The following is a 24,150-nucleotide window of genomic DNA, read 5'->3' on the forward strand; positions in this document are numbered from 1 at the left end:
CGGCGCGAACGCGCAGGAGCGAGCCGTCAGGCCGGGCGGACTCCCACGCGCACCGAGCCGCCGGCGGCGGCAGCGGCGATGCCCGCGTCGAGGTCGGCCAGCGTCACGGTCTCGCCCACGAGCTCGGCGAGCGGCCAGGCCAGGTGCCGCTCCTCGACGAAGCGGGCCGCCGCGACCAGGTGCCGCGGCGCGTAGTTGTGCACGCCCCTGATCGTCGCGAGCCGTCGCACCACGCTCTCGGCGTCGAGCGGCACGGCGGGCGCCGGGAACACGCTGCCGACGAGCACGGCGACCCCGCCGGTGTCGAGCAGCGCGAGAGCGGACGCGACGGCGTGCGGCGATCCGGAGGCCTCCACGGCCACGCGGGGGGCGCCTCCTGCGGCGCCGAGCGCGTGCTCGACGCTGTCGTCGGACCCGGGCGTGGCCGTGGGCGAGGCTGTGGCGACGGCGCCGAAGCGGGCGGCGAGCGCACGACGCGACGCGTCCGGGTCGACGACGACGACGCGTGCGCCGGCGTCGGTCGCCATGGCCGTGACCGTCAGCCCGATGAGCCCGCCGCCGAGCACGAGCAGCACCGCCCCGGCGAGGTCGGTGATCTGCGCCGCCGAGTCGAGCGCCGCCCGGGCGGTGGCGGTGCCGCACGACACGGGTGCGAGCAGCGCCGGGTCCAGGTCGTCGGCGACCGGGACGACCGCCGTCCCTGCCCGCACGTGCACGTGCGTGGCGAAGCCGCCGCTCAGCTCCCAGCCGGTGACGAGTCGTTCGTGCCCGTACTTCAGCACCGCCTCGCACTTCTGCGGCAGCCCGCGTCGGCAGGTCGCGCAGCGGTCGCAGCTGACGGTGAGCGACCAGACGACGCGCTGTCCGACGGCCACCGACGAGCCGTCCACGGCGACCGCGCCCTCGCCGGCCGCGGCGACCCGGCCGACCTGCTCGTGCCCGAGCACGAGCGGCGCCGGGGCTCCGCGGTCGCCACGGGTGGTGTGCACGTCCGAGCCGCAGATCGTCGCGAGCTCCACGGCGACCAGCAGGTCGCCCGGTGCCAGGTGCACGCTCGGCACCGCGACCGCGTCATGCGGACGACCGGGCTGCGTCCAGACCATCGCCGTGGGCGCCGGGTCGAGACGCAGGTCGACGCGTCCGGACGGCGCTCCCGACGACGCGGCCCGCGCCTCCTCGCCGGTCGAGGGCGTCGAGCGCGTCGAGCGCGTCGAGGGCATCGAACGCGTCGAGCGCGAGGAGGTGGTCGTCACGAGGCCGGGACCAGGCTCGCGGTCGCGGTCGCGGTCGCGGTCGCGAGCAGACCCGCGAGCTGCGGCAGACGGGCCAGGTCGCGCACGCTGTCGAGCACGACGTCGGCGCCCGCGGCGAGCAGCTTCTCGCGCGTGTGCGCACCCGTCGTGACGCCGACGACGAGGCCGGCGCCCGCCGCACGGCCCGAGAGCACGTCGCTCGCCGTGTCGCCGACGACGACGACCGAGGCGACCGACGACGCGCCCGTGCGCAGCAGCGCCGTGAGCACCAGGTCGGGCGCGGGGCGACCACGGCCGGCGTCGACGGGCGACAGCGCCGCGTCGACCTGCCAGCCGAGGGCGTCGAGCAGGCGGTCGCGCGTCGCGGGTGCGAAGCCGGTGGTCAGCACGACCGAGATGCCGGAGGCGCGAAGCGCGTCGATCAGCTCGCCCGCTCCCTCGATCGGGTCGACCCCGAGCTCGTCGACGAGCTCCCCGTACGCGACCTCGAACTGCCCGGCGGCGCGCTGCGCGACCTGCTCGTCGCCGCCCGCCAGGTGCCGGAACACGTCGATCTTCGACTGGCCCATCGTGTCGCGGACGTGCTGCAGCGCCTCGTCACGGGTCAGCGTGGGGCCGAGGTCGACCCGGTCGGCGGTCCGGGCGAAGGCCTGCTCGACAATGCCGTCGTCGACGACGGTCGTGCCGGCCATGTCGAGAACGACGAGCTCGACCGCGGGCGCTGCGGAGGGGACGGAGGGGGTGGTGTCGGTGCTCATGAGCGGCTTCCTGTCAGGAGGGAGGGGAGAGGTGCGGAGGTGCCGGTGCCGGTGCCGGTGCCGGCAGACGAGCGAGCGGCGGCGGCCGGCGACAACGCGGCGTCGCGCCCGCCGTCGAGGTGGGCGCCGACGACGTGCTCGGCGAGCCCGAGGCCGGTGGTCATGCCGATGCCGGTGGCGACGACGGTGACGAGCACGCCGGGCTCGACCTCGTCCACGACGAACTCGTCGCGGCCCGAGGCGTAGACGCCCTGCCACCGCTCGGTGACGACGGGCTCCGCGCCGAACAACGCGCGGAACTCGTCGAGGAACGCCACGGCAGCCCGTTCGTCCTGGAACGGCGAGATCGCCGCGCCCTTCTGGTGGCTGTCGCCGACGATCACCGAGCCGTCCGGCAGCTGCGTGTACATCTGGTTGAGGTCGAGCGCCGCGAGGTCGGGCCTCTCGGCGTGCAGCCGGGCGCGCACCTGGTCGGCGGCCCCGGTGCCGGCGAACGCGCTGTAGCGGATCAGCGACCACCCGGTCAGCAGCGGTGCGACGAGCGGCCGCGCCAGCTCGGCCCGCACGCGCAGCATGTCGAGCCCGCAGCGCTGCAGCTCCGAGCGCTCGGCGAGGTCGGGCAGCAGCTGGTCGAGGTCGTGGTTCGTGGCGACGACCACGGTGCCGGCGTCGATCGGCCCGCGGCTCGTCTCGACCCGCCCGCTGCGGACCGACCCGACGGAGGTGCGGGTCAGGAAGCGCACCCCTCGCGACTCGAGGTGCCTGCGGATCGCGTCCGCCGCCTCCCTCGGGTCGACCTGCAGGTCGTACGGCAGCAGCGCCCCGCCGAGCGTCATGCCCGGCGCGACAGGGGCGAAGGCCCGGAGCTCGCGCTCGTCGAGCGGCTCGATCTCGGGCCGGTCGCCGAGCACCCGCTCGGTGCGGGCGGCGGCGAGCTCGTCGAGCAGGGCGAGCTCGTCGAGGTGCCGGGCGGCGACGAGCGTGCCCCGCTCGGAGGCCCAGAACCCGGCGTCGCGGGCGAGGCGCAGCCAGAGTCCCCGGGCGGTGATCGCGTGGCGCCGGGCCTCGCCGCTCTGGGGGGTGAGGCAGAGGTGGCCGAAGTTGCGGATCGTCGAGCCGCCGATGACGGCCGAGCGGTCGACCACCAGCACCGACAGCCCGCGGTCGACGGCGGCGAGCGCCGCCCCCAGGCCGACGATGCCGGAGCCGACGACGACCACGTCGTGGGCAGGTGCCGAGTGGGCAGGCACGGCGTGGGCGGGCCCGGCGTGGGCCGCAGCACGCGCGCTCATCGGAGCACCTTCCGCATCCACATCGCGAGCCCCTCGACGGCGAGCACGGTGACGAGGATCATCAGCACGATCGCGGTCACCGCGCCGTAGTTCGAGCCCTGGCTGGCGTTCAGCAGGTAGTAGCCCACTCCGCCGGCACCGACGATGCCGAGAAGCGTCGCCGCCCGGATGTTCGTGTCGAGCATGTAGAAGGTGTGGCCGACGAGCGCACGGGTGCCCTGCGGCAGCGTCGCGCCGGCGTAGACCTGCAGGCGGGTCGCGCCCGTGGCGGCGAGCGCGCGCTCCGGGCCGGCCGACACCTCCTCGAACGAGTCGGCGATCAGCTTGCCGAGCAGGCCGACGCCGCCGAGCGCGAGGGCGAGGGTTCCCGCCTGGGTGCCGAGGCCGGTGACGACGATCAGCACGATGGCGAGGATCACCTCGGGCACGCCGCGGATGCCGACGAGCAGCAGGCGCATGCCGCTGCGCATCCCCCGGCTCGGCGCGACGTTGCGGGCGGCCAGCGAGCCGATCACGACGGAGGCGACGAGGGTGAGCAGAGTCGCGGCGAGCGCGATGGCGATCGTCTCGCCCATCGCGGCGACCATGGTCGACGTCTCGTAGCTGCCGAACGACGGCGGCCAGAACTGCACGGCGACGGCGGGCACGCCGCTCCACACGGTGACGAGGTCGGACCAGGCGATGTCGCAGACGAGCACGCTCGCGACGACGACCGCCGCGGCGATCGCGCCCCACGACGTGTTCCGCACGCGGGTGCGGTCCCAGGGGCGGCGCAGCATGGCGTCGACGGAGACGGCCGTCTCGGGGACGACGGCGGCGGACGACGCGGCCGCGCGCCTCCTCGTGGCCCGTCGCACGACGCGGTCGCCGAGGCCGCGGCCGGTCGGCGCGATGCCGAGCATGGCGGCCCGCACCGAGCTGGACACGATCTCCATCACGACGCAGAGCACGAAGATGACGACCGCGTAGCCGAGCCCCAGGCCGTAGTCGAGCGACTTGAAGGCGAACGACATCTCCATTCCGAGGCCGACCACGCCGACGTAGCCGAGGATCACGCTGCCGCGCAGGTTGATGTCGTTGCGGTGCAGCACGGTCGCGACCCACGAGGGCAGCACCTGGGGCAGCACGCCCGCGGTGAACTGCTGCAGGCGGGTGCCTCCGGCGGCGCGGACCGCGGTGCGCGGGCCCTCGTCGATCTGCTCGATCGCGTCGGCGAAGAGCTTCGAGATCATGCCGACCGAGTGCAGGCCGATCGCCAGGATGCCCGGCAGCGTGCCGAGCGAGAACAGCAGCACGAACACCATCGCGAGCACGACGTCGGGCACGGCGCGGGCGAGCACCGTGACGAAGCGGGCGGCGGCGCGCCAGACGGGGCCGGGCGTCGTGTTCGAGGCGGCGAGCACGGCGACGGGCACCGAGAGCACGGCGGCGAGCAGGGTGCCGCAGATCACCAGGCCGAGGGTGAGCGCCGTGAGCTGCAGCAGCTCGCCGAGCGGCGGGAACTCGATCGCGCCGACCCGGCCGAAGAACCGCTCGGCGTTCGACCAGCTCTGCAGCATGCGGGCGGGGTCGATCTCGACGCTGCGGAGCGCGACGACGCTCGCGGCCAGCAGGGCGACGATCGTGAGGCCGGCCGCGACGCGCTCGGGCGAGACCCGGCGACGAGGAGGCGCGGCGACGGGCGCGATGACCTGGTCGGTCGTGCGCGGGCGCTCGGTCACGGCGGTCATCGGACGATGTCCCCGGCGGAGGCGGTGCCTGCGGTGCCTGCGGCGCTGCCGGCGCCTGCGGTGCTGCCGGCCCCGGCAAGCTCCAGCTCGATGGCCTCGAGCTGGCCGGTGCTGGTCGCGACGCGGCCGTAGATCTCCATCACCTGGGCCTTCGACAGGCCCTCGGTCTCGGTGTCGAGCACGACCGCGCCGTGCCGGAGGCCGACGATCCGGTCGGCCCACGAGAGCGCGAGGTCGACCTGGTGCAGGCTGCAGATCACGGTCAGGCCCTCGTCGACGGCGATCTCGCGGATCAGCGCCATCACCTGGTCGCTCGACTCGGGGTCGAGCGAGGCGACGGGCTCGTCGGCGAGCAGCACCTGGGGCCGCTGCATCAGCGCGCGGGCGATGGCCACGCGCTGCTGCTGACCGCCCGAGAGGGTGTCGGCGCGCTGGTAGGCGCGCTCGAGCAGCCCGACGCGCTCGAGCCGGGCGAGCGCCTCGGCCCGGGCCGCACGTCCGTACGACCAGAGGCCGAGGCGCGGGCCCCGCACGGCGGCGAGCGAGCCGGTGAGCACGTTCTCGAGCACCGTGAGCGACGGCACGAGCTCGAACTGCTGGAAGATGAAGCCGACCTCGCTCCGCAGCTCGCGGAGCGCACGGCCCGAGAGCGCCGTGACCTCGCGGCCGAGCACGGTGACCCGGCCCTCGGTCGGGCGCTCGAGGCCGTCGACGTGCCGCAGCAGCGTCGACTTGCCCGAGCCGGAGAGGCCGAGCAGCACGACGACCTCGCCGCGCCGGACGTCGAGCGAGGCGCCGTCGAGGGCCGTCGTCGTGCCGAAGCGCTTGGTGATGCCTTCGAGCGAGACGACGATCTCGGCGGGGGCGACGTGGTCGGCGTGCGGGTTCATGGGGTCTCCAGGGGGCTTCGGCGGTGCGGGAGGTGCGGTGCGACGGGGAGTTCGGGAGGCGCGTGCGCGGGGGGTGCGGATCGCGGGAGGCGCGGTGACGGTGGCGACCGTCACCGCGCCTCCTTCAGGCGGAGGCCGTCAGGCCTGGCACTGCGTGGCGTTCGTCTTCTCGCAGATGTCGCGGATCTGGTCGTAGTACGCGTCGTCGACCGGCGTGGTCTGGAAGAACACGGCGCGGAAGCCCTCGCTGTCGGCGCTCTCGATGCCCGCGGCGACCATGTCGTCGGCGGTGACGTCCGAGAGGATGTCCTTCAGCTGCTGCTTGACGTCGTCGGGCAGCGTGTCCGACTCGACGATCGGGGCGCCGGGCACCATCTGCTCGTCGATCACCTCGACGGCGTCGCTCTTGGCGACCTCGCTGTCCTCGGCGAAGCCGGCCTCGCACTCGGTGCCCTCGCCGACCTTCTGCACGCTGACGTCGTGCTTGCCCGCGAAGACGGGGGTGATGTCCTTCTCGGGGTCGATGCCGGCCTCGAGCAGCGCGTAGCTCGGGAACAGGTAGCCCGAGGTCGACGACGGGTCGACGAAGCAGATCTTCTTGCCTGCCATGTCGTCGATCGACGTGATGTCGCTGCCCTTCGGCACGATGGCCTGCGAGAAGTAGCCGGGCTCCTGGCCCTCTGCCGTGGTGATCGACGAGATCGGGGTCAGCTCGGCGCCGTTGTTCGTGGCGGTCACGTACGTGAAGCCCGAGAACGACGCGACGTCGATCTGGCCGGCGATCGACGCCTCGATCAGCGCGGCGTAGTCGGTCGACTCGTGGTACTCGACGGTCTTGCCGGTCTCCTGCGCGATGTAGTCCATCAGCGGCTGGTAGTTGGTCTCGGTGTCGACCGAGTCGGGCACGACGCCGAAGACGAGGGTGCTCGAGTCGACGGCGTAGCCGGCGGCGTCGTCGGGCGACCCGGTGCCCTCGGCTGAGGAGGCGGCGGTCGAGCAGCCGGCGAGGGCGGTGGCGAGCAGGGCGGTGCCGGCGAGGGCGATCGCGGCGCGGGAGCGGCGGAGGGACATGACGGCCTTTCGGAGGGGAGCGGGACGCCACGATGCTGACACGCGGTCGGCCGACATAGGAACCTATCTCGTGGCCCGTTCAGTCAGAGTTCACCTCTTGTATGCCGAACCCGGCCGCTGCCTGCTGGTCCAGTCTTCAGAAGGCGAGCAGCGCGATGCCGCCCAGCACGACGACCGACGCCGTGAGCCGCTTCGCCACGGACCCCTCGCGCAGCACCAGCGCCCCGAACACCGCGACCATCACGACGCTCGTCTCGCGCGCAGGGGCGACGAGCGCGACCGGCGTCGTCTGGATCGCGACGAGCACGAGGATGTACGACATCGGCGACAGCACCCCGAAGGCGAGCACGCGCGGCCAGTGCTGCCTGACCACGTCGAGCAGCTCACGGCGTCGGCGACCGAGCGTCGCCGTGTAGAACACGACCTCGACGGCGGTCACCCCGACCATGAACGACACCGGCGAGAGCTCCCAGGTGCGCAGGGCGTGGGCGTCCCAGATCGTGTAGGAGGCGATGGCCAGGCCGGTCAGGAGGCCCCAGGCGATGCCGGGGTCGAGCCGCCGCCTCCTGCGGGGTGCCTGCGTCGTGGACGGTGCTGGTGCCGGTCTCCGGTCGATCAGCCCCGTCGCGACGACCCCCGCGACGACGACCGCGATGCCGACCGCGGCGAGCGCCGAGAGCCGCTCGCCGAGCAGGAGGACGGCGAGCACGGCGCTCACCGCGGGCCCGGTGCCGCGGGCGGTCGCGTAGACGGTGGAGAGCGACCCGGCGGCGTACCCGCGCTGCAGCACCGTCATGTAGACCACGTGCAGCACCGCCGAGACTCCCGCGCCGAGGGCGAGGCCCGCGACGCTGCCGCCGAGCCCGCCGGTGAACGGGACGACCGGCAGCCAGAGCAGGGCGCTGGCGACGGCGCCCCACCAGAGGAAAGGCGTGCCGATGCGGCTGACGCCGTGGGCGACGACGTTCCACGACGCGTGGCAGACGGCCGCGGCGAGGACGAGGAGGAGAGCTGTGCCGGACATGAGATCGGACCCTTCGACCCGACGCAGGGCACGTCGGCAGGATCCTCCAGGCTTTTGTCCGTTCAGATGACGGCCGGGCGGTGGCGCCTGGCCGTGGCGCCGCTCGGACCAGTCGGATCGTGAGATCCCGGAACCCTAGGCGCTGTCGGTCGGGACCCTAGCAGGCCCGTGTGACGCGCTCGCGACGCTGCCGCCGTGCAGCCTCCTCGCGTTCCTGCCGCTGAGGGCGGGTCTTCCGGGCCGAGGGCGGGTCGCCACGGACCCGCCCTCGGCCCGGAACACCCGCCGTCGACGGCTGTTCTCCGCGGGTCGCTAGTCTCCCGGCATGAGCGGACTCGTGCCTGACCTCGTCGCCGTCCTCGCGCTGTTCGTGAACGGTCTCGTGGCGGGTCTCTTCTTCGCCTTCGTGGTCGCGGTGTCGCCGGGGCTGCGTCGGGTCGACGACGGTGCCTTCACCGGGGCGTTCCGCGCGATCAACGCGGCGATCCTGCGCCCGTCGTTCCTGGTCGTGTTCGCCGCGGCGCCTGCCTCAGCTGCCCTGCTCGCCGTGCTGCACGTCGTCGACGGCAGCTCGGCGAGCACCTGGGCGGTCGGCGCGGCGGCCGCCTCCGTCGCCACCTTCGTCATCACGGCGGCACGCAACGTGCCGCTGAACGAGGCGCTCGCGCGGGCCGACGTGTCCGGGCCGACCTCGGCGAGCGCGGCGCGCCGTGCGTTCGAGTCGCCGTGGACTCGGTGGAACACGGTCCGCACGCTCACGAGCACCGGCGCGGTCCTGGGCCTCGCGGCCTCCGCCGTCGCGGCAGCCTGACGCGCCCAGGCGACGGGCTGCGCTGCGCTGCTGGCTGATGACTGCTGGCTGCCTACCTCTCGGCCGGGACCGCACCGCCTTTCGTACAACGCACCGAGACTAGACACGGTGCGTTGTACGAAACGCGGTGCAGTGTCCGCCGGGTGCGCTCAGGCCTCGGAGGCGGCAGCTCCGGACGAGCCGAGCGCGATCGCCTCGCGCAGGTCGGCGGCGAACTCCGCGGGCCGCTCCCAGGCGGCGAAGTGCCCGCCCGACGAGTGCTGATGGAACGCGCGCACGCCGAAGAGCCGCTCCGCGAACGAGCGCGGGGCGTTCGCGAGGTCGCCGGGGAAGATCGACAGCACCGCCGGCACCGCCGCCTCGACGCGTTCGTTGGTCGAGGGCTCGCGCAGCGCGTAGGGGCCGAACGACGTGCCGATCGTGCCCGTGAACCAGTAGGCGGAGACCCAGGTGAGCACGTCGTCGTCGCTGAAGACCGCCTCCATGCCGCCCTCGACCGAGCGGTCGCTCCACGACCAGAGCTTCTCGCCGATCCAGGCGAGCAGCCCCGCCGGGGAGTCGCCGAGCGCCACGGCGAGCGTGCCCGGCTTGGTCGCGTGCTCGTGGGCGTAGCCGCCCTCGGCGGCCTGCCACTGCTCGCGTCGGTCGGCGTAGGCGAGTTCTTCGTCGGTGAGGTCGTCGGGCAGCTCGGCGGCCAAGTGCGTCTGCGGCACGTCGGTCAGGTGCACGGCCGAGACCGCCTGGCCGTGCCGACGCAGCAGCGCCTCGGCGACCCCCGCCCCGATGTCGCCGCCGCTGACGACGTACCGCTCGTGCCCCATGGCCGCGAGAGCCGCCGCGACGACGTCCGACATCTCGACCCCGGACATGCCGCCGGCCGCCGAGGAGGCGCTGAACGGGTACCCGGGGAGCGCCGGCACCACGACCGTCGCGTCGCCCAGCAGCGGCAGCACCTTCTCGAAGCGCAGCACCGAGTCGGGCCAGCCGTGCAGCAGCACGACCACCGGGGCGTCGGGCGCGCCGCGGCGGCGCACGACACGGAGCGGGGTCGGGCCGTCGACCAGCTCCCACGGCAGGTCGAGGATCCGCTGCTCGTGCAGCCGCCAGTCGTACCCGTCGGCCCAGCGCGCGAGCAGACGCTCGAGCCAGGCGGCGTCGACACCGTGCCGCGGCTCGAGCCCCGCGGGCAGGTCGACGCGCCGTCGGCGGGCGAGCCGTTCTCGGAGGTCGACCACCGCCTCCTCGGGGACGCGTGCCGGGGCCGGGGTCTGCGCGTACGTCTGCATGGCCGCACCCTACGGCGAGGGGCCGACACCGGGCGGCCCACGCCACCAGAACGGGGTCTGGTCTCGCTCGTCCCCACCTGGTGAAGTGGATCAGTGACCGATCTGCCCTCGCTGCCCCGCCCTGCCTCCCCCCTCGACGAGGACACCGAGCTCCGCGTCCGCGTCGTGGAGGCGGTCATCGTCGCGTTCCGCAGCCGCGCGTTCCACGAGACAGACTTCGACGTGGTGTCCGAGCTCGCCGGCCTGCCCGTCGAGACGGTGCGCGGGCTCTTCCCGAGCTGGAACGGCCTCGTGATGGCCGCCGTCGACCGCTGGAACGCCGAGCGGATGCGACCGGTCGTCCCGCTGATGCACGCGTACGGCACGGTCCGGTTCCTCCGCGGGATCGTGGAGCGGAACGTCCTCGACCCGTCGCTGATGCGCCTCCTCACCTCGCTGCTGAACGTCGCGGCGACGCCGGGACACCCCATGGCGCCGACCCTGCATCACGAGTGGCGCAAGTTCCACGCCCTCATCCTGGGAGGCCTCACCGCCGACGTGGACGCAGGGCGCGAGCCGCACACGATGGACCCGGTCCGAGGCTCCGAGCAGCTGATCGCCCTGTACGAAGGGCTGCAGATGCAGTCGATGGTGCGACCCGACATGGACCTGCTGGCCGCGTACGACCGGGCCGTGACGCGCCTCCGGGCGGGCTGGTCGCAGGACTACGTCGAGCACGTCTGGGACCTCGACAGCTAGCATCCGAGCATGACCACCTTCAGCCACGTCACCGTCGTCGGCGCCGGCGTCCTCGGCGCCCAGATCACCTTCCAGATCGCAGTCCACGGCGTCGCAGTCCGAGCCTGGGACGTCGACGACGACGCCGTCACGGCTGCCGAGGCTCGCCTCCGGTCGATCGTCGAGCAGTACGTCGCCGACCTGGGCGACGACCACCGGCAGGCAGCCGAGGAGGCGGTGGCCGGCATCGCCCTCACCACCGACCTCGCCGAGGCGGTCGCCGACGCCGACCTCGTGGTCGAGGCCGTCCCGGAGACGCTCGAGCTCAAGCAGGGCGTCTACGCGAAGCTCGCCGCCGCCGCGCCCGAGCACACGGTCTTCGCCACGAACTCGTCGACCCTGCTGCCGAGCCAGCTCGCCGACGCGACCGGCCGCCCCGGGAAGTTCCTGGCGCTGCACTTCGCCAACCACATCTGGCGGCAGAACACGGCCGAGATCATGGGCAGCCCCCGCACCGACCCCGCCGTCTTCGACCAGGTCGTGGCGTTCGCGGGCGAGATCGGCATGGTGCCGATCCCCCTCCACAAGGAGCAGCCCGGCTATGTGCTGAACTCCCTGCTCGTGCCGTTCCTCGGCGCCGCGTCCGAGCTGGTCCTCCGCGGCGTGGCCGAGCCGGAGACGATCGACGCCACCTGGCGCATCGGCACGGGTGCGCCGATGGGCCCGTTCCAGATCTTCGACATCGTCGGCCTGCGGACCGCCTACGCGATCTCGGCGGCCAGCGACGAGGAGGGGGCCAAGCTCTGGGCGGACCACCTCAAGACGAACTACCTCGACCAGGGCAAGCTCGGGGTCGAGTCGGGCGAGGGCTTCTACACGTACCGCTGAGTGCGGCGCTCGTGGCGACAACGGGTCCGCTATTGACACTTATCGGCAACAAGTGTCAACATCTGCAGAGTTGGCGACACTGAGGAGGCGCGATGACGGCTTGGCCGGAACACGCCACACGGTCGGTTCCGTGGCAGAGCTCCACGCGCCGCGGCAACCGAGACGATCGGATGCTCAGCGAGATCGTCGTGTCGCTGCCCCCCGCGATCGCCGAGCTCACCCCGCCTGACGCGCCGGACCGCGATCTCGCGAGAGCCCGATGGGAGGCTCGGGACCTCGAGCGGGTCGGGGACGGTGTGCTCGCCCCCCTCGCAGGCTTCCTGATCCGCATGGAGTCGGTCGCCTCCAGCCGCATCGAGCACGTCGAGGCGACGCCGGTCGCGTTCGCCCGCGCGATCGGCGGCCTCAGGGAGAACGAGTCCGCGATGTCGATGGTCGCGGCCGGCGCCGCGATCGTGACGCTCATCGAGGCCTCGAGCGAGAGGGTCGTGCTCGACGAGATCCTCGCCGCCCACGCCGCGCTGATGCTCAACGACCCCGACCCGGATGAACGCCGCAGTGCCGGCCAGGTCCGCGACGTGCAGAACTGGATCGGCGGGTCGCAGCACTCCCCGCGGAACGCGCTCTACGTCCCCCCGCCGCCGGAGGACGTCCCTGCGCTCCTCGACGACCTCGTCGCGTTCGTGAACCGTGACGACGTCGAGCCCGTCACGCAGGCCGCGATCGCCCACGCGCAGTTCGAGAGCATCCACCCGTTCACCGACGGGAACGGCCGCATCGGGAGGGCCCTCATCGGCGCGGTGCTGCGCCGTCGCGGCGTGACGCCCCACACGGTGCTGCCGGTCGCCAGCGCCCTGGCCGCGGACACGCCGCACTACTTCTCGCTGCTCACGGCGTACCGCTCGGGAGACCCGCTGCCGATCATCACGGACCTGTCGCTCAGCATCGAGGCCGCGGCCCGGGAGGCGCGCGGCACCGCCCGTTCGTTCGCGCGGTACGAAGAGACCTGGCGCGCGCAGGTCGGCCCTCGCGCGGGGAGCGCGACCGACCTGATCCTGTCGCACCTGCTGGCCCTGCCGGTCTTCACCGTCGAGCAGCTCGCCCGCGCCACCGGCATCCCCGAGCGCAGCGTCTACCGCTCGGTCGCGACACTCGAGGAGCACCATGTCGTCGACGCTGTGACGGAGCGCGTCCGCGGTCGTGCCTACGCCGCGATGGACGTCCTCGACGAGTTCGACGACCTGGACGCCCGCATCCGCGAGCGCGTCACGCTGCTGCGCGACACCTGACGCGACGCACGCGACGCACGCGACGCACGCGACGCACGCGACGCCCGCGACGCCCGCGACGGCCTGACGGTCACGTCGAGCCGCGCACGACCAGGCGGACCGGGCCGGCGACCGTCCCGGGTGACGGCGCTCCCCCGATGGCGTCGACGAGGTGCTGAGCGGCGGCGCGGCCGAGCTGCTCGAGGGACATGTCGATGCTCGTCAGAGGCGGGCGTGACTCCCTGACCAGCAGGTCCCAGTTGTCGAACCCGACCACGGAGATGTCGTCCGGGACGCTGACGCCTTCGTCGCGGAGCGCGTCGATGGCACCGCGGGCGATGTGGTCGCTGCCGCCGATGATCGCGTCGACGGGCTCGCCGCCCCTGACCAGGAGGCGGGCACAGTCCCGGCCCCACCCCTCGCCCCACTGCCCGAAGAGGGAGGCGCCGCCGACGAGTTCCAGCCCCGCCGCCGTCAGGGCCTGCTGGACCCCTGCAGCGCGGTCGCGAGCGGCCGCGTAGGAGGACTCGCCGTTGATCAGGGCGATGCGCGTCCGCCCCTTCTCGATCAGGTGCTCGGCCGCCAGGCGTCCGGCCTGGACGTTGTCGGGGGTGAAGGAGGCGTCCGCCGGGTCGCTGGACGGGGCGTAGACGTAGACGACCGGGACGTCCGCGAGCAGCGGGACGGGCGGGCGCGGGTTCGTGGTGCGACCGACGATGAGCAGGCCGTCGACGCGACGCGTCAGCAGCGTCTGCAGGTGCAGCTGCTCGCGGAGCGCGTCGTCGCGGGCGTCGGCGAGCAGCACGGACAGCGACCCCGAGCCGAAGGCGTCCTCGGCGCCGAGCAGCACCGGCAGCACGAACCGGTTGTCCAGGTCGCTCGTGACCATCCCGATGGTGCCGGTCCGCGCCGAGTTCAGCGCCTGCGCGAAGAAGTTGGGCGTGAACGAGAGCGCCGCAGCGGCCTCCTGCACCTTCACGCGCGTCGACTCCCGTACCTGCGCACGGCCGTTCAGGGCCTTGGAGGCGGTGGCGACCGACACCCCGGCGGCCCTGGCGACGTCGGCCAGCGTGACGGGCGTCGTCGGGGCCTTGCCGCCTCCTGCTGTGGTCATGTACCGAAAATAGTTCACAAACTCATTGACGGGCAAGTGATGCCCGTGTAACTTCACACCCGAAACCAGTTTCGGTCTCTTTGCTCTCGACGATGAGCGCCCTGTGCTGCACCTGCCGGGCTCTCTGACGGAGCACCCGCAGCAGTTCAGAGAGGAACCTCCTGTGATCTCCTTCATCCGCAGCAAGCGCACCGCCGTGGCCGTCGTCGGCCTGGCCGCCGCGACCCTCGCCCTGACCGGCTGTGCCGGCGGAGCGGGCGGCGGCTCGTCCGACGCCGCCTCCGGCACCTACACGTTCTGGGACCCGTACCCCCAGTTCGACGACTCCAGCGACTGGGCGAAGCTCATCGAGAAGTGCGGCACGGAGGCGGGCGTGACGGTCGAGCGCACCGGCTACGACACGTCCGACCTCACCAGCAAGGCCCTGCTCGCCGGCCAACAGGGCAACTCCCCCGACCTGCTGCTCGTCGACAACCCGGTCGTCTCGACCCTGGCCGAGGCGGGCCTGCTCACCGACACCGACGAGACCGGGGCCGACACCTCCGACATCGAGGCGAACATCCTGGCCGCCGGCCAGCTCGACGGGAAGACCTACGGCGTCCCCATCGGCGCCAACACGCTCGCGCTCTACTACAACAAGGCCGTCCTCGACGCCGCCGGCGTCGACCCGGCGTCGGTCACCGACTGGGACAGCCTCACCTCCGCGCTCGAGGCGGTCTCCGCCTCCGGCGGCAAGGGCATCACCTTCTCGGGCATCGGCACCGAGGAGGGCAGCTTCCAGTTCCTGCCCTGGTACTGGGGCTCGGGCGCCGACCTCACCGAGCTCGACTCGGACGACGCCGTCTCGGCCCTGGCCCTCTGGACCGACTGGGTCGAGAAGGGCTACGCCCCCAACTCGGTGATCAACAACACGCAGACGACGAGCTGGCAGGAGTTCCTCACCGGCGAGTACGCCTTCAGCGAGAACGGCACCTGGCAGCTCGCGGGCGTCAAGGAGTCGGGCATCGACTACGGCATCATCTCGATCCCCTCGAAGGACGGCGGCGCAGCCCCGGCCCCGACCGGCGGCGAGTTCCTCACCGTCCCCGTCCAGAGCGACGACGCCCGCTACGAGGTGAGCGAGAAGATCCAGTCGTGCCTGACGAGCACCGACAACCTCGTCGCGACCGACACCACGCTGTCCTACGTCGCACCCACGAAGGACGCCCAGGCCGAGCAGGTCGCCACCGACCCCGACCTCGAGCCGTGGGTCACCGCGGTCGCCGACGCCAAGGGCCGCACGAGCGACGACCTCGGCACCGACTACCCGAAGATCTCGGAGCAGCTCTGGAAGGCCGTGCAGAACAGCCTGAGCGGGTCGTCCGACCCCGAGGCCGCCCTGCAGGAGGCGCAGCAGGCCGCCGCGTCGGCCACGAAGTAGGGGGACGCGCACCGTGAGCACCGACACGATCGAACGTCGCGAGGCACCGTCCGTGGGGAGGCCGGCCCTGGACCCCGGCCTCCCCGGCACCGGACGCCGGCGACGACGCGGGCCGGGCGCCTCCCAGCTCACCGCCTGGGCGTTCCTCGCCCCGGTCGTCGTCTACCTCGCGGTCTTCTACGTCTGGCCGCTCGTCCGGAACGTCGACCTGTCGACGCACGACTACACGGTCCGGTCGTTCATCGACGGCACCGCGCCCTTCATCGGCATCGAGAACTTCGCCGACGTGTTCGCCAGCCCGACCTTCGGGCCGGCGCTGGTGAACACCCTGCTGTTCACGGGCATCTCGATCGCGTTCCAGTTCTCGATCGGCATGGCCCTCGCGGTGTTCTTCTTCCAGAAGTTCCCGCTGTCGTCGACGCTCCGGGCCCTGTTCCTCGTGCCGTGGCTGCTCCCGCTGATCGTGAGCGCGTCGACCTGGTCGTGGATGCTCAACAGCGAGAGCGGGGTCGTCAACTCCGTGATCCGCAGCCTCGGCGGCGACCAGGTCAACTGGCTGACGTCGCCGCAGTGGGCCCTGACCAGCGTGATCATCGCCAACATCTGGATCGGCATCCCGTTCAACCTGGTCATCCTCTACAGCGGCCTGCAGAACATCCCCGGCGACATCTACGAGGCGGCCGCGCTCGACGGCGCGAACGCGTGGCAGGTCTTCTGGCGCATCACGTTCCCGCTGCTGCGCCCCGTCTCGGCCATCACGATCCTGCTCGGCCTCGTCTACACGTTGAAGGTCTTCGACATCATCTGGATCATGACGCGCGGCGGGCCCGGCGACGCCTCGACCACCTTCGCCATCTGGTCCTACCAGCTCGGCTTCGGCTCGACCCTCCCCTCCTTCGGCCCCGCCGCCGCGGTCGGCAACCTGCTGATCGTCATGGCGCTCGTCTGCGGATTCGTCTACCTGCGCGTGCAGAGGAAGCAGGACCAGTCATGAGCGCCACCATCCGGCCCGCCGCCGCCCCGACGTCCGCCGCCCGCCGCGCCTCCTCGAGTCGTGCCGGCCGCCGCAGCCTCGCCACCACGGTGATCGGGGTCGTGCTCACCGCGATCATGCTGTTCCCGATCTACTGGATGATCAACGTGTCGCTGACCCCGACCGCGCAGATGCGGCAGAGCCCGCCGTCGTGGTTCCCCTCGGCCCCCACGCTCGACGGCTACCGGGCCGTCGTCGCCGATCAGCTGCCGTTCCTCGGCACCAGCCTGCTGGTCGGCCTCGGCACCGTCGTCGTCACCGTCGCCCTGTCGGCGCCGGCCGCGTACTCGCTGGCCAAGCTGCGACCCGTCGGGGGAGGCGCGCTGAGCTTCGTGATGATCGTCGCGCAGATGATCCCCCAGGTCATCATGGCCATGGGCTTCTACGCGATCTACCTCAACCTCGGCATCCTGAACCAGTGGTGGGGCCTCGTCATCGCCGACTCGACCCTGGCGGTGCCGTTCGGGGTGCTCATCTTCACGGCCTTCATGCGAGGGATCCCCGACGAGCTGATGAGCGCCGCGAAGCTCGACGGAGCCGGCGCGTGGCGCACGTTCCGATCGGTCGTCCTGCCCGTCAGCCGCAACTCGGCCGTGACCGTGGGGCTCTTCGCGTTCCTCTGGGCCTGGTCGGACTTCGTGTTCTCGTCGACCCTGAACAGCGGCGGCGACGCCCAGACCATCACGCTCGGCATCTACCGCTACATCGGGAACAACAACCAGGAGTGGAACTCGATCATGGCGACCGCCGTCGTCGCGTCGATCCCCGCCACGGTGCTCCTCGTCGTCGCCCAGCGCTACGTCGCCGCGGGCGTCACCGCGGGTGCCGTCAAGGACTGACGCCGCCGACGCCGTCAGCTGTCTCCTCCCTCGCCTCGCTCCCCTCCCCCACCACCCGGAGAACCCACGTGACCACCACCGCCCCCCGCACCCGCTCCTCCTCCGCCGCCGCCCGCGCCGACCGCGCTGACGGCACCGACGGCATCGACGGCACCGACCGCGCCCGCCGGTTCGCCGGCGCCGTCTCGCCGTCCACCTCGACCCTCACCCCGCTCGACGCGACCGAGATCCGGCTCACCGACGGCTTCTGGGCCGAGAAGCAGGCCCTGAACGCCGACGTCGTGCTGCGGCACTGCGAGGACTGGATGGAGCGCATCGGCTGGACGGGCAACTTCGACCGCGCCGCCGCTGGCCTCGGCGACCCTGGCACCCCCTGGGAGCACGCGGGCATCGAGTTCGTCGACTCCGAGGTCTACAAGCTCCTCGAGGGCATGGCCTGGGAGCTGGGACGCGAGCACGACCCGGCCCTGCAGGCCCGCTACGACGCCCTCGTCGACCGCGTCGCCGCGGCCCAGGAGGACGACGGCTACCTGCACACGAGCTTCGGCCGCGCCTGGCAGCGACCGCGGTGGAGCGACCTCGAGTGGGGCCACGAGCTGTACTCGATGGGCCACCTGCTGCAGGCCGTGGTCGCCGCCGAGCGCACCGGCGCCTCGCCCCGCCTGGTCGAGGTCGGCCGCCGTCTCGCCGAGCACCTGTGGTCCGTCTTCGGCCCCGAGGGCCGGGTCGCGATCTGCGGGCACCCCGAGATCGAGGTCGCCCTCGCCGAGCTCGGCCGCGCGCTCGACGAGCCGCGCTGGATCGAGCTCGCCCGCCTCTTCGTCGACCGCCGCGGACGGGGCCTGCTCGGCCAGATCGAGTACGGGGCCGAGTACTTCCAGGACGACGTGCCGGTGCGCGACGCCGAGGTGCTGCGCGGGCACGCCGTGCGGGCCCTGTACCTGGCCGCCGGAGCCCTCGACGTCGCCGTCGAGACGCGCGACGACGAGCTCGCCGACGCGGTCCGGCGACAGTGGGAGGCGACGGTCGCCCACCGGACGTACGTCACGGGCGGCATGGGCTCCCACCACCAGGACGAGGCCTTCGGCGCCGACCACGAGCTGCCGCCCGACCGGGCGTACTCCGAGACCTGCGCGGGCATCGCCTCGACGATGCTCTCGTGGCGGCTGCTCCTCGCCGAGGGCGATCCCCGGTACGCCGACCTGATCGAGCGCACCCTGCTCAACGTCGTGCTCGCCTCGCCCCGCGACGACGGGCGCGCGTTCTTCTACACGAACACGCTGCACCAGAGGAGCCTCGGCACCGAGCCCGACGAGGACGAGCTGAACGCCCGTGCCCTCTCGAGCCTGCGGGCGCCGTGGTTCGAGGTGTCGTGCTGCCCCACGAACGTGGCCCGCACCCTGGCCAGCGTCGAGCAGTACTTCGCGACCCGCACGCCCGACGGGGTGCAGCTGCACCAGTACGGCAGCTACGACGTCGACACCGTGCTCGACGACGGCACGTCGGTGGCGCTGTCGGTCGCGAGCGGATACCCCCTCGACGGGCGCGTCGAGGTGACGTGGCGAGAGGACGCCGGCCGCGAGTTGGAGCTCAAGCTCCGTGTCCCCTCGTGGGCTGACGGCTCGACGGTCACGGTAGCCCTGCCCGACGGGGAGGTCAGGCAGGAGCAGGGCTCGACGGTCGTCGTCCGCCGCCGCTTCTCGGCGGGCGACGTCGTCGTGCTCGAGCTGCCGACCAGCGCCGAGTGGGTGCGGCCCGACCCGCGGATCGACGCGGTCCGCGGCCAGGTGGCCGTGCAGCGGGGACCGCTCGTGCTCGCGCTCGAGTCGGTCGACCTGCCCTCCGGCAGCGTCAACGACGTGCTCGTCGACACGACCGTCGACCCGGTCACCACGCCTGCCGGCGCCAGGGTCGAGCTCTCCCGCAGCCGCACGCCGGCCAGCGGGTGGCCCTACGGCCGCGCCGTGTCGGACGCCTCGTCGCTCGGCAGCGTGGCGCTCGTACCCTACGCGACGTGGGGCAACCGCGGGCCGTCCACGATGCGCGTCTGGCTGCCCGTGGACGACCTGGAGGCCTGACCAGCTAGTCCGCCGCGCGGGAAGTGACCGTCGGGCGGAAACCACTTCATGTGCGCTTGTTGCTTAATCCTCAGGCCGATGAGAGGCTGAGCGAAAGCGGTTTCGGACAATGCCGTCCCACGCGGCGCCGCTCGTCCACGCAAAGGAGCACAGGATGAGAACGAAGAAGAAGTCGACAGGGGCCGTCCTCGGCCTCGGCCTGAGCGCAGCCGTCGTGGCTGCCCTCCTCACCCCAGGAGCCACCGCCGCCGCAGCCGGCAACACGCTCGTCGTCGACGCGGCGACCAGCATCCGGCCGGTCACCCACGTCGGCGCCGGCGGCCTGTACGCCGTCGCGAGCGACACCGACCCGGCTCCTGGCCTCCTGACGCCGCTGAGGCTGAAGCAGCACACGCAGCCGGCGCCCGGGGTCCAGCAGCTGGGCAACGGCGCGACGGTCCCCACGGGCGACGTCCTCAAGACCGCTCCCGCGTTCACCCGGGACGGCGCCCAGTCCTACGCCCGCATGCCCGACGTGTACCCGAACTTCCCGTACCGCTGGATCAGCTGGGAGGACTGGACGCAGAAGATCGACACGATGGTCAAGGCCCGCGTCGACGCGAAGGCGACCACGAACATCAACGGCTGGGAGCTCTGGAACGAGCCGGACGGCACCTGGGACACCGCCAAGGCGGGCCCCTTCCTCGACGGCTGGACCCGCACCTACCGCCAGGTGAAGCTGCAGGACACGACCACCCCGATCGTCGGCCCGAGCTACAGCCGGTACTACCCCGACCTGATGCGCGACTTCATGGCCCGTGCGAAGGCCGACGGCACCCTCCCCGACGTCGTCGTCTGGCACGAGCTCGACGACGGCGGATGGAACGACGTCGACGAGCACGTCGCCGACTACCGGGCCATCGAGCGCTCGCTTGGCATCAGCCCGCGGCCGATCTCGATCAACGAGTACGGCTCCCCGAGCCAGGTCGACACCCCCAGCGTCTCCGCCCACTTCATCGCCCAGTTCGAGCGCACCGGCATCAAGGACGCCGAGCGCGCCTACTGGTACGAGTCGGGCACCGTCGGCGGCCTGGTCTGGGACAACCGTCCCACCGGGTCGTACTGGCTCTACAAGTGGTACGGCGAGATGGCCGGCAACATGGTCGGCGTCACTCCGTCCGGAGACCTCGACGGCTTCGCCGCGTACGACTCCACCCGGAAGATCGTCAACGTCGCCCTCGGCGGGACCTTCGGCGACAACTCCGTCCAGGTCAAGGGCCTGGCGAGCTTCGGGTCACAGGCCAAGGTGACGGTGAACTACACGCCTCGCTCCGGGCGCATGACCACCGTGTCCGCACCCACGCAGGTGTCGAGCGCGACCGTCCCGATCGTGAACGGCGCCGTCACCGTGCCGATCACGAACCAGGACTACCTGGGCGCCTACCAGGTGGTCGTGACGCCCGCGGCGGGCCCGACCACGTCGTACCAGCAGGTCTACGAGGCCGAGAACGCCACGGTGGTCAACGCTCAGCGGCTCACCTCCGGCGGCGCGTCCAACGGAGGGTACGTGGGCCGGATCGACGGACTCGGCGACGGCCGCTCCAACAGCTTCGTCGACTTCGTCGTCGAGGTCCCTGCTGCGGGCAGCTACTCCCTCACCACCCGGTACGCGAACGGAGGCGCGGCGACGTCCACCCAGGGACTCGCCACGAACGGGAGCGGCTTCCAGAGCGTCTCGTACGCGCCCACCGGCGCCTGGGGGCGCTTCGCCGACAGCACCGCGACGCCGATCACCCTCAAGGCCGGCTACAACGTGATCCGTCTCGCGAAGGGCTCGCCGAACTACGCCGGCGGCTCGGGCTTCGCCGAGATCGACTCGATCACGGTGCGGCCCCGCTGACGCAGGGCGCTGCGCCCGCCCTGCGGTGCCCGGCGCCTGGACGAGAGGAAGCCCCCCGAGATGCTCGGGGGGCTTCCTCTCGTTCGGTCGTCGCGCAGACCCGCGTCAGACGTGGGTGTGGTGCTCGTGTGCGGCGTGCTGAGCAGGTTCGATCTGGAAGGTCGAGTGCTCGACCTTGATGGAGAAGTGCTCGGCGACGCACTTCTGGAGGTCGTCGAGGATCTGCGGCGCGTGCCCGTCCTGGAAACAGGAGTCCTCGACCGTGACGTGCGCGCTGAGGATCGGCAGCCCGGTCCCCACCAGCGACGCGTGCAGGTCGTGGACCTCGGTGACGTGCGGCAGCTCGAGCATGTGCGCCCGGACGTCGTCGAGGTCGAGGCCGACCGGCGTCGACTCCATCAGGACCCCCGTCGTCTCCCGCAGCAGCGTGACGGTGCGGGGGATGATGAGGACGGCGATGAGCATCCCCGCCAGCGGGTCCGCCTGTCCCCAGCCCGTGGTCATGATGACGACGGCGCTGGCGATCACCGCGACGGAGCCGAGGGCGTCGTTGACCACCTCGAGGAACGCGGCCCGCATGTTCATGTTCGCCGATCTGCCCCCGGTGAGCACGGCGATCGAGACGATGTTCCCGACGAGCCCGATGATGCCGAACACCAGCAGCTCCGAGGAGGGGACGGCCGGGGGCTCGAAGAGGCGCCGGATGCCCTCGACCAGCGCGAAGAGCCCCACGGCGAGCAGCACGGCCGCCTGGGCCGTCGCCGCGAGGACCTCGGCTCGCTGGAATCCCCAGGTCCGCCTGGAGGTCGCCGCCCTCCCCATCAGCGTCGCGGCCAGCAGCGCCATGAACAGGCCGCCGGCGTCGGTGAGCATGTGGGCGGCGTCGACGAGCAGCGAGAGGCTCCCCGTGATGACGGCCCCGACGACCTCGACGACGAGGATCGTGGTCGTGATGCCGAAGGCGACGGCGAGCCGGCGGCGGTGGTCCGTCCCGACCGCGACGGCGTGGTCGTGTCCTGCGCCCATGTCACTGCCCTTCGTGGTGGTGCCGGTAGGCGGCGCCGACGGAGTGCTCGGCCTGGAAGATCGCGTCCTGGACGAGCTTGCTTGCGTGGTCGTTCACCAGCCGGTAGAAGACGCGGTTGCCCGCCTGACGCGTCGAGACCATCCGCGCCATCCGGAGCTTGGCGAGGTGTTGAGAGACCGCGGTGGGCGACTTGTCGACGATGTCGGCGAGGTGGTTCACCGACAGCTCCTCGTCTCGGAGCGCGAGGATCATGCGCACCCGAGTGGCGTCGGCGAGCATGGAGAACACCTCGACGGCGAGCTCGACGAAGGCGTCATCCGGATGCAGCTCTTCTTGATGCGTATCTTCGTGCATGCGAAGATGGTCACACGACGGCGCCTCGATGTCCAGGGTCGCGGGGCGGTTCTCCAGCGGCGTGCCGACGGCGGTGATTACCCTGTGATCGGACCTGACCCGAGAAGGAGGTGCGATGTCCCTGACGCTGTCGGGCACCTCCCGCTCGCGCTCGCCCCTCGGGATCTGGGCGCTGTTGTTGTCCGTCACGGCAGCGACGCTCGCCGCCGTCCTCGGCATCCACGCTCTCGGCGACGACGCCTTCTCCGGCGGCGTGCAGGCGGCGTCGAGCGTGACGCAGGCCGTGTCGGTCGACGACCCGGCCCCTCGAGACCTGCCCCTCGTTCCGCTGTCGGCGGGCGACGAGGCCGTGACCGGGCTTACCGAGCTGACCGGGACGACTGGTCACGGTGGAGCCCTGGCCTGCGCACTCCTCGCCCTCCTGTGCGTCGCGACCCTCGCCCTCGCCCTGTTGCGCACCAGGTCAGCAGCAGCTCGGACGCTCGATCCTCTCGTCGGCCCACGACCCACGGCGCCGTCCGCCTCGGCTGCGCGGCCGCACGGGGCTGTGGACCTGACCGCGCTGGGCATCTCCCGCATCTAGGCGGTCCTCGATCGCGACCTGCGCGTCGACGGACGATGGCGACGAGTCATCGAGCGTCCGGCGTGCTCTCGCGACACCGACCCCATCGCCTACCTCAGAAACAAGGGAGTCTGACCATGGTCAGGAATCAGTTCATCGTCGCCGTCATCGCACTCGTCCTCACAGCCGCCGTGGTCGTCGCGGTCATCATCTACAACGGCACCCGCACCGACACCGCCCAGCCCCTCGCCGCCGACCCCACGATCGCACCGACCAGTGCCGAGGTCGTTCGTGACGACACCCGCTACCTCGACCAGGTCGAGGGCGACGCCGTCACCGTCGTGGAGTTCTTGGACTTCGAGTGCGAGTCGTGCGCGGCGATGTACCCGTACGTCGAGCAGGTCAGGGAGAAGTACGCCGGCCAGATCAACGTCGCGGTCCGCTACTTCCCCATCCCGTCGCACCGGAACTCCGAGAACGCGGCCCTCGCCGTCGAGGCCGCTGCCGAGCAGGGCCAGCTCGAGGCGATGTACGCGCGCATGTACGAGACCCAGGCCGCGTGGGGCGAGAAGCAGGAGTCAGAAGCGGCCCAGTTCCGCACCTTCGCCGATGACCTCGGGCTCGACCTGGCAGCGTTCGACGAGGCTGTGGCCGACCCGGCGACCCTCGAGCGCGTGGTCGCCGACCGGGCGGAGGGCACCGCCCTCGGCGTCACCGGCACCCCGACGTTCTTCGTCGACGGCCGGATGATCGAGCTCACCTCCGTCGACGACCTCGACGAGGCCGTGCAGAGCGCAGTCGCCCGTGGCTAGGAACCGAGGGCGCGCCCGGGGCGCACAGCCTGTCGCCGCTCAGC

General features: G+C 72.1%; 22 protein-coding genes. 11 read left to right on the forward strand and 11 right to left on the reverse strand.

Annotated features, from left to right (window positions below):
- Nucleotides 1–26: 26 nt before the first annotated feature.
- The 7 genes from JOE35_RS00425 to JOE35_RS00455 all read right to left on the reverse strand — a co-directional run bounded on the left by JOE35_RS00425 (nucleotide 27) and on the right by JOE35_RS00455 (nucleotide 8,018).
- Complete coding sequence (locus JOE35_RS00425) at nucleotides 27–1,253, reverse strand: alcohol dehydrogenase catalytic domain-containing protein (protein WP_307802868.1); 1,227 nt, start codon at nucleotides 1,251–1,253, stop codon at nucleotides 27–29.
- On the reverse strand, nucleotides 1,250–2,011 hold the full coding sequence (locus tag JOE35_RS00430; RefSeq protein ID WP_209559346.1) for a phosphonatase-like hydrolase: 762 nt from the start codon (nucleotides 2,009–2,011) through the stop codon (nucleotides 1,250–1,252). The genes JOE35_RS00425 and JOE35_RS00430 overlap by 4 nt, the downstream gene beginning before the upstream one ends.
- Nucleotides 2,008–3,303 (reverse strand): TIGR03364 family FAD-dependent oxidoreductase, encoded by a 1,296-nt coding sequence (locus tag JOE35_RS00435; RefSeq protein WP_245186010.1) that lies wholly within the window; start codon nucleotides 3,301–3,303, stop codon nucleotides 2,008–2,010. Before JOE35_RS00435 ends, JOE35_RS00430 begins: the two co-directional genes overlap by 4 nt.
- Nucleotides 3,300–5,033, reverse strand: coding sequence for an ABC transporter permease (locus JOE35_RS00440; RefSeq protein WP_209559347.1), 1,734 nt, complete (start codon nucleotides 5,031–5,033; stop codon nucleotides 3,300–3,302). Before JOE35_RS00440 ends, JOE35_RS00435 begins: the two co-directional genes overlap by 4 nt.
- Entirely contained in the window at nucleotides 5,030–5,923 is an 894-nt protein-coding gene (gene phnC, locus JOE35_RS00445) for a phosphonate ABC transporter ATP-binding protein (protein WP_209561776.1), read from the reverse strand. Before phnC ends, JOE35_RS00440 begins: the two co-directional genes overlap by 4 nt.
- Nucleotides 5,924–6,061: 138 nt before the next feature.
- Nucleotides 6,062–6,994 (reverse strand): phosphate/phosphite/phosphonate ABC transporter substrate-binding protein, encoded by a 933-nt coding sequence (locus tag JOE35_RS00450; protein ID WP_209559348.1) that lies wholly within the window; start codon nucleotides 6,992–6,994, stop codon nucleotides 6,062–6,064.
- Between the two features lie 136 nt (nucleotides 6,995–7,130).
- Nucleotides 7,131–8,018, reverse strand: coding sequence for an EamA family transporter (locus JOE35_RS00455; RefSeq protein WP_209559349.1), 888 nt, complete (start codon nucleotides 8,016–8,018; stop codon nucleotides 7,131–7,133).
- A 325-nt stretch (nucleotides 8,019–8,343) separates the two neighbouring features.
- On the opposite strand from JOE35_RS00455, the gene JOE35_RS00460 reads away from it, so the two are divergent.
- Nucleotides 8,344–8,829 (forward strand): DUF1772 domain-containing protein, encoded by a 486-nt coding sequence (locus tag JOE35_RS00460; RefSeq protein ID WP_209559350.1) that lies wholly within the window; start codon nucleotides 8,344–8,346, stop codon nucleotides 8,827–8,829.
- A 149-nt stretch (nucleotides 8,830–8,978) separates the two neighbouring features.
- On the opposite strand, the gene JOE35_RS00465 is transcribed toward JOE35_RS00460, so the two are convergent.
- Entirely contained in the window at nucleotides 8,979–10,115 is a 1,137-nt protein-coding gene (locus JOE35_RS00465) for an alpha/beta fold hydrolase (protein ID WP_209559351.1), read from the reverse strand.
- Nucleotides 10,116–10,208: 93 nt separating this feature from the next.
- On the opposite strand from JOE35_RS00465, the gene JOE35_RS00470 reads away from it, so the two are divergent.
- From JOE35_RS00470 to JOE35_RS00480, 3 genes are all read left to right on the forward strand, one after another.
- On the forward strand, nucleotides 10,209–10,853 hold the full coding sequence (locus JOE35_RS00470; protein ID WP_209559352.1) for a TetR/AcrR family transcriptional regulator: 645 nt from the start codon (nucleotides 10,209–10,211) through the stop codon (nucleotides 10,851–10,853).
- A 9-nt stretch (nucleotides 10,854–10,862) separates the two neighbouring features.
- On the forward strand, nucleotides 10,863–11,720 hold the full coding sequence (locus JOE35_RS00475) for a 3-hydroxyacyl-CoA dehydrogenase (RefSeq protein ID WP_209559353.1): 858 nt from the start codon (nucleotides 10,863–10,865) through the stop codon (nucleotides 11,718–11,720).
- Nucleotides 11,721–11,890: 170 nt separating this feature from the next.
- A complete protein-coding gene (locus JOE35_RS00480; protein ID WP_209559354.1) occupies nucleotides 11,891–13,009 on the forward strand; it encodes a Fic family protein in 1,119 nt (372 codons plus the stop codon).
- Between the two features lie 70 nt (nucleotides 13,010–13,079).
- Here the strand turns inward: JOE35_RS00480 and JOE35_RS00485 are convergent, their stop codons facing one another.
- Complete coding sequence (locus tag JOE35_RS00485; RefSeq protein ID WP_209559355.1) at nucleotides 13,080–14,102, reverse strand: LacI family DNA-binding transcriptional regulator; 1,023 nt, start codon at nucleotides 14,100–14,102, stop codon at nucleotides 13,080–13,082.
- A gap of 163 nt (nucleotides 14,103–14,265) precedes the next feature.
- Between JOE35_RS00485 and JOE35_RS00490 the strand changes: the two genes are divergently transcribed.
- From JOE35_RS00490 to JOE35_RS00510, 5 genes are all read left to right on the forward strand, one after another.
- Nucleotides 14,266–15,522 (forward strand): extracellular solute-binding protein, encoded by a 1,257-nt coding sequence (locus JOE35_RS00490; RefSeq protein WP_307802869.1) that lies wholly within the window; start codon nucleotides 14,266–14,268, stop codon nucleotides 15,520–15,522.
- 13 nt (nucleotides 15,523–15,535) lie between these two features.
- Nucleotides 15,536–16,516, forward strand: a complete 981-nt coding sequence (locus tag JOE35_RS00495) for a sugar ABC transporter permease (protein ID WP_307802870.1) — start codon at nucleotides 15,536–15,538, stop codon at nucleotides 16,514–16,516.
- A gap of 116 nt (nucleotides 16,517–16,632) precedes the next feature.
- Nucleotides 16,633–17,394 carry a carbohydrate ABC transporter permease gene (locus tag JOE35_RS00500; protein ID WP_374099715.1) on the forward strand — a complete coding sequence of 254 codons (762 nt, stop codon included), beginning with the start codon at nucleotides 16,633–16,635 and terminating at the stop codon, nucleotides 17,392–17,394.
- A 143-nt stretch (nucleotides 17,395–17,537) separates the two neighbouring features.
- Complete coding sequence (locus JOE35_RS00505; protein WP_209561779.1) at nucleotides 17,538–19,472, forward strand: beta-L-arabinofuranosidase domain-containing protein; 1,935 nt, start codon at nucleotides 17,538–17,540, stop codon at nucleotides 19,470–19,472.
- Between the two features lie 154 nt (nucleotides 19,473–19,626).
- Nucleotides 19,627–21,351 carry a CBM35 domain-containing protein gene (locus JOE35_RS00510; protein WP_209559357.1) on the forward strand — a complete coding sequence of 575 codons (1,725 nt, stop codon included), beginning with the start codon at nucleotides 19,627–19,629 and terminating at the stop codon, nucleotides 21,349–21,351.
- Between the two features lie 105 nt (nucleotides 21,352–21,456).
- On the opposite strand, the gene JOE35_RS00515 is transcribed toward JOE35_RS00510, so the two are convergent.
- Nucleotides 21,457–22,377, reverse strand: a complete 921-nt coding sequence (locus tag JOE35_RS00515; protein ID WP_209559358.1) for a cation diffusion facilitator family transporter — start codon at nucleotides 22,375–22,377, stop codon at nucleotides 21,457–21,459.
- Nucleotide 22,378: 1 nt separating this feature from the next.
- On the reverse strand, nucleotides 22,379–22,732 hold the full coding sequence (locus JOE35_RS00520) for a metalloregulator ArsR/SmtB family transcription factor (RefSeq protein WP_209559359.1): 354 nt from the start codon (nucleotides 22,730–22,732) through the stop codon (nucleotides 22,379–22,381).
- Between the two features lie 115 nt (nucleotides 22,733–22,847).
- Here JOE35_RS00520 and JOE35_RS00525 point away from each other — a divergent pair, with 115 nt between their 5' ends.
- Both JOE35_RS00525 and JOE35_RS00530 read left to right on the forward strand, forming a co-directional pair.
- Nucleotides 22,848–23,315, forward strand: coding sequence for a hypothetical protein (locus JOE35_RS00525; protein WP_209559360.1), 468 nt, complete (start codon nucleotides 22,848–22,850; stop codon nucleotides 23,313–23,315).
- 116 nt (nucleotides 23,316–23,431) lie between these two features.
- Nucleotides 23,432–24,106, forward strand: coding sequence for a thioredoxin domain-containing protein (locus tag JOE35_RS00530; RefSeq protein ID WP_209559361.1), 675 nt, complete (start codon nucleotides 23,432–23,434; stop codon nucleotides 24,104–24,106).
- Nucleotides 24,107–24,150: the final 44 nt, after the last annotated feature.

This window comes from Frigoribacterium sp. PvP032 (assembly GCF_017833035.1).
GTDB lineage: Bacteria > Actinomycetota > Actinomycetes > Actinomycetales > Microbacteriaceae > Frigoribacterium.

Coding starts and splice junctions, on each gene's coding strand:
- JOE35_RS00430 (WP_209559346.1), bottom strand. CDS start 2,011: ATGAGCACCGACACCACCCCCTCCGTCCCCTCCGCAGCGCCCGCGGTC.
- JOE35_RS00435 (WP_245186010.1), bottom strand. CDS start 3,303: ATGAGCGCGCGTGCTGCGGCCCACGCCGGGCCCGCCCACGCCGTGCCT.
- JOE35_RS00440 (WP_209559347.1), bottom strand. CDS start 5,033: ATGACCGCCGTGACCGAGCGCCCGCGCACGACCGACCAGGTCATCGCG.
- phnC (WP_209561776.1), bottom strand. CDS start 5,923: ATGAACCCGCACGCCGACCACGTCGCCCCCGCCGAGATCGTCGTCTCG.
- JOE35_RS00450 (WP_209559348.1), bottom strand. CDS start 6,994: ATGTCCCTCCGCCGCTCCCGCGCCGCGATCGCCCTCGCCGGCACCGCC.
- JOE35_RS00455 (WP_209559349.1), bottom strand. CDS start 8,018: ATGTCCGGCACAGCTCTCCTCCTCGTCCTCGCCGCGGCCGTCTGCCAC.
- JOE35_RS00460 (WP_209559350.1), top strand. CDS start 8,344: ATGAGCGGACTCGTGCCTGACCTCGTCGCCGTCCTCGCGCTGTTCGTG.
- JOE35_RS00465 (WP_209559351.1), bottom strand. CDS start 10,115: ATGCAGACGTACGCGCAGACCCCGGCCCCGGCACGCGTCCCCGAGGAG.
- JOE35_RS00475 (WP_209559353.1), top strand. CDS start 10,863: ATGACCACCTTCAGCCACGTCACCGTCGTCGGCGCCGGCGTCCTCGGC.
- JOE35_RS00480 (WP_209559354.1), top strand. CDS start 11,891: ATGCTCAGCGAGATCGTCGTGTCGCTGCCCCCCGCGATCGCCGAGCTC.
- JOE35_RS00485 (WP_209559355.1), bottom strand. CDS start 14,102: ATGACCACAGCAGGAGGCGGCAAGGCCCCGACGACGCCCGTCACGCTG.
- JOE35_RS00500 (WP_374099715.1), top strand. CDS start 16,633: ATGCTGTTCCCGATCTACTGGATGATCAACGTGTCGCTGACCCCGACC.
- JOE35_RS00510 (WP_209559357.1), top strand. CDS start 19,627: ATGAGAACGAAGAAGAAGTCGACAGGGGCCGTCCTCGGCCTCGGCCTG.
- JOE35_RS00515 (WP_209559358.1), bottom strand. CDS start 22,377: ATGGGCGCAGGACACGACCACGCCGTCGCGGTCGGGACGGACCACCGC.
- JOE35_RS00520 (WP_209559359.1), bottom strand. CDS start 22,732: ATGCACGAAGATACGCATCAAGAAGAGCTGCATCCGGATGACGCCTTC.
- JOE35_RS00525 (WP_209559360.1), top strand. CDS start 22,848: ATGTCCCTGACGCTGTCGGGCACCTCCCGCTCGCGCTCGCCCCTCGGG.
- JOE35_RS00530 (WP_209559361.1), top strand. CDS start 23,432: ATGGTCAGGAATCAGTTCATCGTCGCCGTCATCGCACTCGTCCTCACA.